At 34.0% G+C, this 12,748-nt stretch carries 14 protein-coding genes and 1 other RNA gene; 4 read left to right on the top strand and 11 right to left on the bottom strand.

The genetic code is table 11. The features are described from left to right. Window positions 1-17 precede the first annotated feature (17 nt). Both H6X70_RS04370 and H6X70_RS04365 read right to left on the bottom strand, forming a co-directional pair. Window positions 18-1,328, bottom strand: coding sequence for an MFS transporter (locus H6X70_RS04370; protein ID WP_194766458.1), 1,311 nt, complete (start codon window positions 1,326-1,328; stop codon window positions 18-20). 68 nt (window positions 1,329-1,396) lie between these two features. After that, window positions 1,397-2,218: a M48 family metallopeptidase gene (locus H6X70_RS04365; RefSeq protein WP_194766457.1), complete on the bottom strand. Its 822-nt coding sequence runs from the start codon at window positions 2,216-2,218 to the stop codon at window positions 1,397-1,399. Between the two features lie 183 nt (window positions 2,219-2,401). On the opposite strand from H6X70_RS04365, the gene msrB reads away from it, so the two are divergent. Both msrB and H6X70_RS04355 read left to right on the top strand, forming a co-directional pair. Next, on the top strand, window positions 2,402-2,881 hold the full coding sequence (gene msrB / locus H6X70_RS04360; protein WP_194766456.1) for a peptide-methionine (R)-S-oxide reductase MsrB: 480 nt from the start codon (window positions 2,402-2,404) through the stop codon (window positions 2,879-2,881). A 15-nt stretch (window positions 2,882-2,896) separates the two neighbouring features. Beyond that, window positions 2,897-3,448: a DUF1572 family protein gene (locus tag H6X70_RS04355; protein ID WP_194766455.1), complete on the top strand. Its 552-nt coding sequence runs from the start codon at window positions 2,897-2,899 to the stop codon at window positions 3,446-3,448. A gap of 26 nt (window positions 3,449-3,474) precedes the next feature. Here H6X70_RS04355 and H6X70_RS04350 read toward each other — a convergent pair whose 3' ends face one another. Beyond that, on the bottom strand, window positions 3,475-4,761 hold the full coding sequence (locus H6X70_RS04350; protein WP_194766454.1) for an NAD(P)/FAD-dependent oxidoreductase: 1,287 nt from the start codon (window positions 4,759-4,761) through the stop codon (window positions 3,475-3,477). A gap of 106 nt (window positions 4,762-4,867) precedes the next feature. On the opposite strand from H6X70_RS04350, the gene lpdA reads away from it, so the two are divergent. Continuing rightward, window positions 4,868-6,259 (top strand): dihydrolipoyl dehydrogenase, encoded by a 1,392-nt coding sequence (lpdA, locus tag H6X70_RS04345; RefSeq protein ID WP_194766453.1) that lies wholly within the window; start codon window positions 4,868-4,870, stop codon window positions 6,257-6,259. A gap of 208 nt (window positions 6,260-6,467) precedes the next feature. Here lpdA and H6X70_RS04340 read toward each other — a convergent pair whose 3' ends face one another. From H6X70_RS04340 to H6X70_RS04320, 5 genes are all read right to left on the bottom strand, one after another. Further along, entirely contained in the window at window positions 6,468-6,920 is a 453-nt protein-coding gene (locus tag H6X70_RS04340; RefSeq protein WP_194766452.1) for a hypothetical protein, read from the bottom strand. Further along, on the bottom strand, window positions 6,917-7,453 hold the full coding sequence (locus tag H6X70_RS04335) for a hypothetical protein (RefSeq protein WP_194766451.1): 537 nt from the start codon (window positions 7,451-7,453) through the stop codon (window positions 6,917-6,919). The genes H6X70_RS04340 and H6X70_RS04335 overlap by 4 nt, the downstream gene beginning before the upstream one ends. Window positions 7,454-7,587: 134 nt before the next feature. Further along, on the bottom strand, window positions 7,588-8,004 hold the full coding sequence (gene aroQ / locus H6X70_RS04330; RefSeq protein ID WP_194766450.1) for a type II 3-dehydroquinate dehydratase: 417 nt from the start codon (window positions 8,002-8,004) through the stop codon (window positions 7,588-7,590). A 91-nt stretch (window positions 8,005-8,095) separates the two neighbouring features. Continuing rightward, window positions 8,096-8,719, bottom strand: coding sequence for a porin family protein (locus H6X70_RS04325; RefSeq protein WP_194766449.1), 624 nt, complete (start codon window positions 8,717-8,719; stop codon window positions 8,096-8,098). A 250-nt stretch (window positions 8,720-8,969) separates the two neighbouring features. Then, window positions 8,970-9,464 carry a hypothetical protein gene (locus tag H6X70_RS04320; protein ID WP_194766448.1) on the bottom strand — a complete coding sequence of 165 codons (495 nt, stop codon included), beginning with the start codon at window positions 9,462-9,464 and terminating at the stop codon, window positions 8,970-8,972. 193 nt (window positions 9,465-9,657) lie between these two features. Here H6X70_RS04320 and xerD point away from each other — a divergent pair, with 193 nt between their 5' ends. Beyond that, window positions 9,658-10,554, top strand: a complete 897-nt coding sequence (gene xerD, locus H6X70_RS04315; RefSeq protein ID WP_194766447.1) for a site-specific tyrosine recombinase XerD — start codon at window positions 9,658-9,660, stop codon at window positions 10,552-10,554. A gap of 76 nt (window positions 10,555-10,630) precedes the next feature. Here the strand turns inward: xerD and rny are convergent, their stop codons facing one another. From rny to H6X70_RS04300, 3 genes are all read right to left on the bottom strand, one after another. Continuing rightward, window positions 10,631-12,205 (bottom strand): ribonuclease Y, encoded by a 1,575-nt coding sequence (gene rny, locus H6X70_RS04310; RefSeq protein ID WP_194766446.1) that lies wholly within the window; start codon window positions 12,203-12,205, stop codon window positions 10,631-10,633. Window positions 12,206-12,264: 59 nt separating this feature from the next. Further along, window positions 12,265-12,391: non-coding RNA, 6S RNA (gene ssrS, locus H6X70_RS04305), on the bottom strand. 65 nt (window positions 12,392-12,456) lie between these two features. Next, window positions 12,457-12,744, bottom strand: a complete 288-nt coding sequence (locus H6X70_RS04300) for a cell division protein ZapA (protein ID WP_194766445.1) — start codon at window positions 12,742-12,744, stop codon at window positions 12,457-12,459. Window positions 12,745-12,748: the final 4 nt, after the last annotated feature.

Raw genomic sequence — 12,748 nt, 5'->3', positions numbered from 1 at the left:
TATTTAAGACTAAGAGTCTATTCTAAAACAGTCTTTTGGTTTTCTTTGGGCACACGTAACAATAAAATAATACCGCCTAAAAAGAATACAAATAAAAACAAAATAGCATGGCGCATACTTCCTGTTATTTGATCGATGCTTCCGTAAATAAGCATACCGATTACAATTCCTATTTTTTCAGCAACATCAAAAAAGCTAAAATATGATGTGGTATCATCAGTTTCTGGTAAAAATTTAGAATATGTCGATCGTGCTAAAGACTGTATACCTCCCATAACCAAACCAACTACAGAAGCTGCTATGTAAAACTGTACAGGCGATTCCATAAAATAGGCATAAAAGCAAATTCCACCCCAAATTAGGTTGATGTAAATTAAAGTCTTAATATTTCCAAACTTAGCTGAAGCCTTCGAAGTTAAAAACGCTCCTAAAATAGCCACCAATTGAATTACTAAAATACTAACAATTAAGCCGGTTGTTTTTTCAGCATCACTCCCCCATTGTATCTCTTCCTCACCAAAATAAACAGCAACCAACATGATGGTTTGCACCGCCATACTAAACACGAAAAAGGCGTATAAATAACGCTTCAAACGCAAATTACTTTTTAAATCTTTCCAAACTAATTGTAAAGCTCTAAACCCATTAAAAATTATAGCTTTGGTTACTTTTTCGCCAGAAGATGTCCCTTTTGGTAAATAATAAAATGAATATTGACTAAATAATATCCACCAAAGCCCCACAGAAACAAACGCATATCGCATCATTTGCATTTTAGCCTCACCAGAATCTTGGCTCATTACCATAGCCAAATTAATAACCAATAAAACCACACTTCCAATATATCCTAACGAAAATCCTTTAGCACTAATATGGTCTTGCTGTTCCTTAAAAGCAATATCTGGTAAATACGAGTTATAAAACACCAAACTTCCCCAATAGCCAATAAGTCCCATAAAATAAAACAGCAAACTAATATGAATATTTTCTAAGCTAAACCAATACAAACCGATGCAGCCAGCACTTCCTAGGTAGCAAAAAAACTTCATGAAATTTTTCTTATTCCCTACATAATCGGCAATTCCAGATAACAATGGCGACATAACCGCAACTACCAAAAAAGTAAAAGCTGTAACAAAAGTAATAAGCGCCGTATTTTTAAAATCGAACCCAAAAGCGGTTACAGTCTTTATTTCTGAAAGAAACAATGCAGAATAAAAAATAGGAAAAATGGATGAAGCTATAGTTAAGGTATAAACTGAATTTGCCCAATCGTAGAACGCCCATGCGTTAAGAAGTTTTTTACTTCCTTTTTTAAGTATCTCCATAAAAAAAGCTGCTTTTATTTAAGCAGCCCCTAAAGTAAACAAATATTTTAATTATAATAAACCTAATACTATTCTCTGAATTTTGTTACTCCAAATTTCTTAGCTTCCTCAATTGCTTTTGGCGCTAAAGCTTTTAAGTTTGCAATACGCGAGTCGTTAGAAGGGTGCGTGCTTAACATCTCCGAAGGTGCTCCTCCACCACTATTGGCTTTCATGCGCTCCCATAATTTAGAAGCTTCCATAGGATTGTAACCAGCAATTGCCATAATATACAATCCGATTTTATCAGCTTCCGTTTCATGACTTCTACTAAAAGGCAGCATAACACCAACCTGAGAGCCTACACCATAATATTGATTAAACAAATTTCTATCACTTTCATTTTGCAACACCACATTTCCCGCAACTGCACCAAGTTGCTGTAACATTCCAGCACTCATACGCTGCTGCCCGTGATTGGCCAAAGCATGAGCAACCTCATGCCCCATAATTACAGCAACGCCAGTTTCTGTTTTAGCAACAGGCAAAATTCCTGTATAAAAAACAATTTTTCCGCCAGGCATACACCAAGCATTTTGTGTTTTATCATTAACCAAATGGTATTCCCATTTATAATCCTTTAAATAACCATGATACCCATTTGCGGTTAACCAACGTTTTGAAGCTATGGCAATACGCTCGCCTACACGAGTAATCATCTGGGCGTCTTTTGTACCACTTACTACTTTATGTTCAGATAAAAACTGATTATATTCAGCAAACGACGTTGGAAATAAATCTGAATTAGGCACCAATGCCATCGTTTTTTTTCCCGTAAACGGATTAGTTGCGCAAGTTAAAACAAGCAGAGACACACCTAATAATAAGACACTGTTTTTAATATTTATCATTCTGAAATTTTATATTTATGTTGAAAAAATGCGTTTGGTTTAAAGGTACAATTTAATTGAATCGCTATTTTTAAACTAGAAAAGATTGATTTTTTTAAGAGCTACAAATAATCTTCTTATTTTAATATTAAAAATACTGTTATGAACACCTCGTTTTTACGACCGATTCACTAAAATAAACCGATGAATAAACTATTTATTGCTTTTGCATTGCTGTTATTTAACTGTAATTCTTCAGCACAGAAACCTAAATCAGCAGCTTCAAGTAATTTTAAAATTAACAAAACTGAAGCACAATGGCAAGCGCAATTATCAGACATGGAATTTATTGTGCTACGCCAAGCAGGTACAGAACGTGCTTTTAGTAGTCCATTAAATAAAAATTATGCTGAAGGCGTATATGTTTGTAAAGCCTGCGAAACCCCTCTATTTAAAAGTGAACACAAATATGATTCGGGATCGGGATGGCCAAGTTTCGACCGCGAAATAAAAGGAAATGTTGCCTTTTCTACAGACAAAGATTTGGGATACACCAGAACCGAAGAACATTGCGCAACTTGTGGCGGACATTTAGGACATGTTTTTAACGATGGTCCTAAAAAAACTACAGGAAAAAGGCACTGTATAAACGGAGTCGCTTTAACCTTTATTCCGAAAGAATAAATTCATATTCAGACTATGGAAAGCTATTTAGAAAGCATTACTAAACAATTTGAATATTACAAAAGCTTAGGTGATAAAACTTTTAGTCAGTTATCTTTTGAAAACCTACAATGGCAGAGTGATGAAAACTCGAATAGCATTTCTATTATCGTAAAACATTTAGCAGGCAACATGCTAAGTCGGTGGACAAACTTTCTAACCGAAGATGGCGAAAAAGATTCAAGAAATCGGGATCAAGAATTTGTAGATGGTTTTCAATCTAAGGAAGAACTGATTGCAGCTTGGGAATCGGGCTGGCACACTTTATTCAACGCAATAAAACCCTTAAAGACAGAAGATTTAGAACGTATTATTTATATTAGAAATCAAGGACATACCGTTTTAGAAGCCATTAACCGGCAATTGACACATTACGCCTATCATATTGGGCAAATCGTGTTTTTAGGCAAATTATTAAAAGGTGAACATTGGCAATCTTTATCAATCCCCAAAGGCGCATCTTCAATTTATAACGAAAACAAATTCAGCAAAGAAAAAGGACGTCGTCATTTTACAGATGATTTGTAAATGCTTATAAAAAATAAACAACGCCTTTAATTCTCCTTCAACCGTTTCTTAAAAGGTCGAATAATTAATCGGGCTTCTCTATCAAATCGCACGTAATTATATAGCCAATTCACAAAAACAACCATGCGGTTTCTAAAACCAATTAGGAAAAATAAATGCACAAACATCCACACAAACCAAGCAAAAACACCTTGAAACTTAAAGTTTTTTAAATCGACCACTGCTTTATTTCTACCTATAGTAGCCATGGTTCCTTTGTCTTTGTAAACAAATGGCTTCATTGGCTTTTCTTCTAATAAGCGCAGTAAATTATCGCCTAACTGATTCCCTTGCTGAATGGCTGGCTGTGCCATCATAGGAAAACCATTAGGAAACTCCTCTGTGCATAAACAAGCAATGTCGCCAATTGCAAAAATATTTTCAAATCCTTTTATTTGATTAAATTCATTTACCAAAATACGATTGCCGCGAGTTACAAAATATTCGCTATCTAGGCCCTTTATTACTGCACCCTCAACGCCTGCAGCCCAAACTAAAGTTTCGGTTTTAAAAGTTAAATCGGTATTGGTAGTTGCCGTTTTACCATCATAATTGGTTACTCTTAAATTCTTCCATACAATAACGCCTAACTTCTCTAGAAAATCTTCAGCTTTTTCAGAAGCTTTAGCACTCATACCCTTCAACAAACAATCGCTAGACTGAATTAAATTTATCTGAGCCATTCGCGTATCTAAATCAGGATAATCTTTAGGAAGTATGCCCTTTTTTATTTCTGCTAAAGCACCTGCAAGTTCTACTCCTGTTGGGCCACCGCCTACAATTACAAAATTCATGAGCGCATTGCGTTCGTTCAAATCTGATGTCAGCAACGCTTCTTCAAAATTTTCAAGAATTAAACTCCTAAGATCTAAAGATTGAGGTATGGTTTTCATGGCCATACTGTGTTTTTCAATTTCAGAATTCCCAAAATAATTGGTTGTAGACCCCGAAGCGACAATTAAATAATCAAATTTTAAATGACCAATGTCTGTTCTTACCTTGTTTTTAACGGTATCAATTTCCTCAACATTAGCTAATCTAAAATAAAAGTTAGGGAAATCTTTTAGTATTTTCCTAATCGGATACGCTATGGAATCTGGCTCTAATCCACCTGTAGATACTTGATATAATAAGGGTTGAAACGTGTGGTAGTTATTACGATCTAACAGCACAACTTGCACCTCTTGTTTCGATAATTTTTTAGCTAAAGCGACGCCAGCAAAACCACCTCCAATAATGACAATGCGTGGGTTACTTGTTTTTGGTATATTCATAAATTACAACTTGCTTGACAAAGGTAAGATAAAGATGTAAAAATTAAAGCGACTATATTCTATATTCAATTTCGATTTCGTAAATTCGTATCCTAAAATTTAACACATGAGTAAATACGACATCATCATTATTGGAAGTGGTCCTGGAGGTTATGTAACAGGAATTAGAGCATCGCAACTTGGCTTTAAAGTAGCGATTGTAGAAAAAGAAAGTCTTGGAGGAATTTGTTTAAATTGGGGCTGTATTCCTACGAAAGCTTTGTTAAAAAGTGCTCAAGTTTATGACTATTTAAAACACGTTGATGAATACGGATTGAAAGCAGAAGCGATCGATAAAGATTTTGACGCCGTTATTAAACGTAGTCGCGGAGTAGCCGAAGGCATGAGTAAAGGTGTTCAGTTTTTAATGAAGAAAAACAAAATCGATATTATTAAAGGTTTTGGAAAAATTAAAACTGGAAAGAAAGTAGACGTTACTGCCGAAGACGGAACAGTAACAGAATATAGCGCAGACAATATAATTATAGCAACTGGGGCGCGTTCTCGCGAATTACCAAACTTACCTCAAGATGGTAAAAAAGTAATTGGTTACCGCCAAGCTATGTCTTTACCAAAACAACCTAAGAAAATGATTGTTGTTGGTTCTGGGGCAATTGGTGTAGAGTTCGCACATTTTTACAACTCAATGGGTACAGAGGTAACTATTGTAGAGTTTATGCCAAATGTAGTTCCTGTTGAAGATGCAGATGTTTCTAAAGCATTTGCAAGTGCCTTAAAAAAATCTGGAATTAATGTAATGACAAATTCTTCTGTAGAATCTGTTGATACTTCTGGAGAAGGTGTTGTTGCCAAAGTAAAAACTAAAAAAGGAGAAGAAACTCTAGAAGCTGATATTTTATTATCTGCTGTAGGCATCAAATCTAACATTGAAAACATTGGTTTAGAAGATGTTGGAATTGTAGTAGATAGAGACAAAATTTTAGTAAATGATTTCTACCAAACAAACATCCCTGGTTATTATGCAATTGGTGATGTGGTTCCTGGTCAAGCTTTAGCACACGTCGCTTCCGCGGAAGGCATTACTTGTGTTGAAAAATTAGCAGGATTACATACAGAACCTATCGATTACGGTAATGTTCCTGGATGTACTTATGCTTCTCCTGAAATTGCATCAGTTGGTTTAACTGAAGCTAAAGCAATTGAAGCTGGTTACGATATTAAAGTTGGAAAATTCCCTTTCTCTGCTTCTGGAAAAGCTACAGCTGCTGGAACTAAAGAAGGTTTTGTAAAAGTAATTTTCGATGCTAAATATGGTGAGTGGTTAGGTTGCCATATGATTGGTGCTGGTGTTACCGATATGATTGCTGAAGCTGTTTTAGGTAGAAAATTAGAAACTACAGGTCACGAAGTATTAAAAACTATCCACCCACACCCTACTATGAGTGAAGCGGTTATGGAAGCTGTTGCTGATGCTTATGATGAAGTAATACATTTATAAGAAGAGCCCCTCCTAGCCTCCCCAAAGGGGAGGAACTTTTACTCGGTTGGGTTAATACATACTAAAAAAGCGATTCTAGATTTAGAATCGCTTTTTTTATGCTGTAATTTTAATACAAAAACACTAGCTATATAATTATATTTAGAATGAACTATTCTCAACCAAGCAAGAATCCCTCCCCTTTGGGGAGGCTAGGTCGGGATTTTCATTAAAACCTTAATTTCGAACCCAATGTAAAAGATTGTTTTGAACCAAAAGTATAATCTTTTTCCATAGGTATTTCACCTGTAAAACGCTGATTAAATTTAGCTTCAATTAATAAGTTTTCGGTGGCATCGTATTGAACACCAAGTACACCAGATGCTGTTGGTATTCCAGCCCCATTAATATCATTATAGACATTAATTTTTGGCCCCACTAAAAAACTTAGTTTATCTGAAATATTATATTTAAGTAATAAAGGAAATTCATAAACACTATAATCAGTTTCCAACCGTGTTTCCCGTTCTCCTTTAAAAGTCCAATCGTCATTTATTCGATATTCATTAAAATATGATGATTTTTCTATTTTAAAATCTTCCGACCTCACCTTCTCTTCCTCGCTTTGTGCAAATAGGTTAATGGAATACAAAACAACTATTAAAATAAGTGGTGTTTTCATAACTTAAATTCTAATCCTACAGTAATCATGTCCATAGTTTTATCAACTGTAGAGAATTGGTTTCCTTCACTTAATAAAACATTAAAATTGGCTAACCTATAACCTAAAACAATATCGGCATAATCAAAAATTTGATATTGAATTTTTGGTGCAAAATAAAGTCCGTCGTTAACCGCTATATCCGTATTTACTGCAAATGCATAACCTAAATCGAGACCTAAACTTAATCTTTTAGCGACATTAAACCGTGTAGTTAGTGCAACTGGCACCATAGAAGCCTGATCTTCTTTAGCTATCTGTAGTCCACCTCCCAACTGATATGTTGGCATTTTAAACCAAATAGCAAAGCCTGTGGTTAAACCAACATCAAATTTCTCAGTTATTGGAAATACATAACTAACATCTAACGCTGCAGCATGCCTTGTCGTGTCAAAAACGGGTAAAGTTGAACTTAAAGCAATTTTAAAATCTTGTGCATTTAGCTGTCCTAAGCTTGTAATGGTAAGAGCAAAAAAGAATAATGTTTTTTTCATAATAGAAATGTTTTATTGATTAATAAAAACAAATCTACTACGGCGCTATCTTAAAATTCTCACAACACAATCATAATAAAAATAAAAGCCTAAGTTAATTATATGTGAAAATTCTTAGTTTCAACTTAAGAAATTTACAAAAAACTTTGAATAGCCAAATCGTAACTCTGCAAACCAAAACCTAGAATTACACCTCTAGCATTTGCCGAAATATAAGATTGATGACGAATTTCTTCTCGACTAAAGGTATTTGAAATATGAACTTCAACAACAGGGGTTTCAATTCCTTTAACAGCATCGCCGATCCCAACAGAAGTATGTGTATAAGCGGCCGCGTTTAGTATAATACCATCGTAACTAAAACCAACTTCATGTAATTTATCTATAAGTTCACCTTCTATATTAGATTGGTAATAATCAATTTTAACTTCGGAATATTTAGCAACAAGTTCGTTATAATATTCGGTAAAAGTTAAACTTCCATAAATTTCAGGCTCGCGTTTTCCTAATAGATTTAGGTTTGGCCCGTTAATGATTATTAGTTTTTTCATACGTCTTTTTTAAAAAGTAAAAATACAAAAGTTATGGTATAAAAAAACCGAAGACTAAGCTTCGGTTTTTTATAAAATCTAATCGTTTTATTTAGAACATAAATCCTACAGAAAGTTGGATTACGTTATTTTTTAAACTATCATCTGAATCTTCATCATCAGAAATATTTGCTAAACCTAAGTTATAACGGGCAGAAAAATTTAAACCATTTTCTAATTTATACCCTAAACCTAGACCTAAACCAAAATCTACACCTTTTACATACTCTTTTAAATCTTCAGTATCAGATTCAGTATCACCATCTATAGTTACTTCATCTTTTCCTTTAGCTGAAGCTAAAAAACCAACTTGTGGACCAGCTTCAAGACTTAAACCTTCAGTAACATAATATTTAGCGATAACAGGAATATTTATATAATCTAATTTTGCCTTAGATTTATATTCAAATGTTTCCCCTTCAAATGTCTCCGACTCTTCACTTTTAGCGCCTTGGGCAGAATAAATAATTTCTGGTTGTATCGAAAATTTATCAGAAAACATAATTTCTGCAACACCGCCTACATGGAACCCTGTAAGTCCGTCTAGATCTTCTACGTCATCTCCACTGAAACTCGCAAAGTTAACACCAGCTTTAACACCAAATTTCACTTCTTGAGCATTAACAAAACTCATTGAGAATGCAGCAATTGCAACACATAATACTAATTTTTTCATAATTTTATTTGTTATAGTTGATTAATTTTGTGGCAAATAAAGTTGTTTTTTCTTGTTAAAAAAATGTTTTTATATATTTTTTTGTATTACAACCCAAAAATATGCATTTCATAGATGTTCATATACCTATAAGTTTAGAACTTAATTTTAGCATAGCATTACCTAAAATCTCGAATCAAACTACTTCTATCTGCCAAAATAAAAAAACCGAAGACTAAGCTTCGGTTTTTAGAATAGATATTTTTAGAAACTAAAGTTGGAACAAAACACCAACATTTAAATTTCCAATACTTCCGTCGTCTGAAATATTTTCATAAGAAGCAAGAAGTTCAATAGTATCAGCAATATCAAAAGAAATCACAGGTCTAAAGTACAAGCCACCATCAAGCCCATCTGTAAGGCCTATGGCATAACCTAAATCAATACCACCTGAAAATAGCCCAAATAATTTTATACGTGCTGCTGCGGCTACTGGTAAAAACTGTGCGTCTTCACCTTCAATAGTTTGTCCTGCCACCTCGAAATCCTTAGCAAAAAAGTTTCTAAAACCAGCAGTTCCACCTATTTCGATTAAATCATCAATGTCTGTAAAATAATAATACACATCCGCTCCTAGTGTAAAAGAATAAAAATCGGAAGCATCTCCCATAGGTAAACCTACTGATCCACCTATTTTAAAAGTTTGAGCATTCATGCTACACATGGCAAACAATGCAATAATTGAAGTAAATAATAATTTTTTCATTTTAATTATGTTTAATAGTTGTTAACTACAAAGTAATACAATTCATCATTAGAATTAAAACAGTGGCATCCTACTTATTAACAGGGTTATAAACAAACACCATTTAATTGATAATCAACAATATACATACACAAAAACAATTCAAAGAAAAGCATTTATATAAAACCACAACTTTTACTTATTTTTACTAATTATGACCTGGAAACAAGCCTTAAAAGATTATCAATCTTATTTAAAAATAGAGCGTGGATTATCTTCAAATTCTATTGATAACTATATTTTAGATGTAAAAAAATTGATTTCTTTTTTAGAAGAAAATGCGATTACTGCATCGCCATTAAATATCACTTCAGATATTATTCAGCAATTTATTTATGAAGCAGCTAAACATGTTAATGCCCGTTCCCAATCGCGAATAATATCTGGACTTCGCAGTTTTTTTAGTTATTTAATTTTTGAAGATTACATCACTATGAATCCTTTGGAACTTATTGAAAGTCCGAAAATTGGCAGAAAACTTCCTGACGTTTTATCTGAAGAAGAAATAGACAGCCTAATAAGAGCCATAGATTTAAGTAAAACTGAAGGCGAACGTAACCGTGCAATGCTTGAAACTTTATATGGTTGCGGTTTACGCGTATCTGAACTTATTAATTTAAAACTATCCGATTTATTCTTCGAAGAAGGCTTTATAAAAGTCACAGGAAAAGGTGATAAACAACGTTTTGTCCCCATAGTTGATATTACTCAGAAATACATTAACATTTACCGAAAGCAGATTAGAAACCACATGAATATTCAAGCTGGATTTGAAGACACGCTTTTTTTAAATCGACGTGGTAAACAGCTCACTAGAGCCATGGTTTTTACCATTATCAAACAATTGGTTGAAAAAGTTGGCATGAAAAAAAATGTATCGCCACATACCTTCAGACACTCCTTTGCTACGCACCTTTTACAAAATAATGCCGATTTAAGATCCATTCAACTCATGCTAGGACATGAAAGCATTACCACTACCGAAATTTATGTACATCTTGATAAAAGCCATTTAGCAGAGGTTGTTGAGAAGTATCATCCGCGGAAGTAGTTAATGGTTGATGGTTGATGGTTGAAATAAAAAATCCAGCATATAGCTGGATTTTTTATTTTATATCTGTTGCAAATTACTTCGCAATATTAACCGCTCTTGTTTCTCTTATTACGGTGACCTTAACTTGTCCTGGGTAAGTCATATCGGTTTGAACTTTTTGAGAAATGCTAAAAGATAATTCAGCAGCTTTTTGGTCGTCTACTTTTTCGCTTTCAACAATAACTCTTAACTCTCTTCCCGCTTGAATAGCATAAGCCTTTTTAACACCTGTAAACCCGAAAGCGATATCTTCCAAATCTTTTAAACGTTGAATATAACTATCTAAAACCTGACGTCTAGCTCCTGGTCTTGCTCCTGAAATGGCATCACAAACTTGAATAATTGGTGCTAATAACGATTTCATTTCTATTTCGTCGTGGTGCGCTCCAATGGCGTTACACACTTCATCTTTCTCGTTATATTTCTCTGCCCATTGCATTCCCAAAATAGCGTGAGGTGTTTCCATATCTGCTTCTGCATCTGGCACTTTTCCTATATCGTGTAATAAACCTGCACGTTTTGCTAGTTTTGGGTTTAAGCCTAATTCGGCAGCCATAACACCACAAAGTTTAGCAACTTCACGCGAGTGTTGTAGTAGGTTTTGACCGTAAGAAGAACGGTATTTCATTCTACCTACCATTTTAATAAGTTCTGGGTGTAGATTGTGAATCCCTAAGTCTATTACAGTACGTTTACCAACTTCAATAATTTCTTGCTCGATTTGTTTCTGCGTTTTCTTAACAACTTCTTCAATTCGCGCTGGGTGAATTCTTCCATCGGTAACCAATTTATGTAAAGACAAACGCGCTACTTCTCTTCTAACCGAATCGAAACAAGATAAAATAATCGCTTCTGGCGTATCATCTACAATAATTTCAACACCTGTAGCCGCTTCAATAGCTCTAATGTTTCTACCTTCACGACCAATAATACGACCTTTAACATCGTCGGATTCTATATTAAATACAGACACACAGTTATCTACAGCCTCCTCGGTTCCAATACGTTGTATGGTATTAATTATAATTTTCTTGGCATCTTGCTCTGCTGTTAATTTAGCTTCTTCTAATGCGTTTTGAATAAACGCCATCGCATCATTTTTAGCCTCACCTTTTAAGGATTCTATCAAGCGTTCTTTAGCTTCTTCAGCAGAAAGACTAGAAATAACTTCTAATTGTTGAATCTGGCTTTTATGAAGTTTGTCTACTTCCTCCTGACGTTTTTCAACAACATCGAGTCTGTGGTTGTAATCCTTGATTTTATTTTCAAGGCTTTCATTAAGTTTTTTGTTTTTTGAAACTTCACTTGAAACCTGAGATTCCTTATCACGTGTGCGTTTTTCGGCTTCAGCCATCTTTTTGTCACGAGATAAAATAACTTTTTCGTGTTCAGATTTAAGTTCTATAAATTTTTCTTTAGCCTGAAGTATTTTATCTTTTTTAAGGTTTTCACCTTCACTATTAGCTTCTTTAAGTATTGAAGCTGCATTTTTCTTAGCTTCTTGTACTAATTTAGAAGCATTATTTTTCTCCAGTGTCTTTGCTATAATAAAGCCTATTACAAGCCCTAATATGACACCACCTACTGCAAATATAATTGAGTTATCCATCGTTGATTTAGTTGATTTTCATATATAAAAAAAGCCTACACCAGCATAAAATTTTGTATAAACTCCTTAAAAACAAGTTTAGGGCTAACAAGCTGATCAAGGGTCTGCTAAAATTTGAAATACATCAAAAAATGCAGCATGCTTTTACAACTTAAACTCACCCTTTTTAAAGAATTAACGTTGAGTTTATCAAAAAAAATAACCAATGTAGGCAGTAACTTTTAGTTTATTTTAAAGAACGTTTTAAGAGACTAAATATGCGATTGCAACAAATCATTTAAAGCTTTTAGCTTTTCTTCAACATGTTCTGACACATTTGCTTTATCAATAGATTTCTGCTCTACTTGAGATGCAAACTGTAAAGCGCACATGGCCAAAACATCTTGTTTATCTCGAACAGAATAACTTTGCTCAAACTGTTTAATCATTACTTCAATGTTTTTAGCTGCCTTTCGCAAACCTTCCTCTTGACTAGAATCAATTGTTAAAGGATATACACGATTGGCTATTGATAGCTTTATTTTAAGCTTGTCTGACATTGAA

This window comes from Tamlana sp. I1, assembly GCF_015355625.1.
Classification (GTDB): domain Bacteria; phylum Bacteroidota; class Bacteroidia; order Flavobacteriales; family Flavobacteriaceae; genus Pseudotamlana.
The sequence above is the reverse complement of the archived record's forward strand: the minus strand, read 5'-3'. Positions and strand labels throughout refer to the sequence as shown.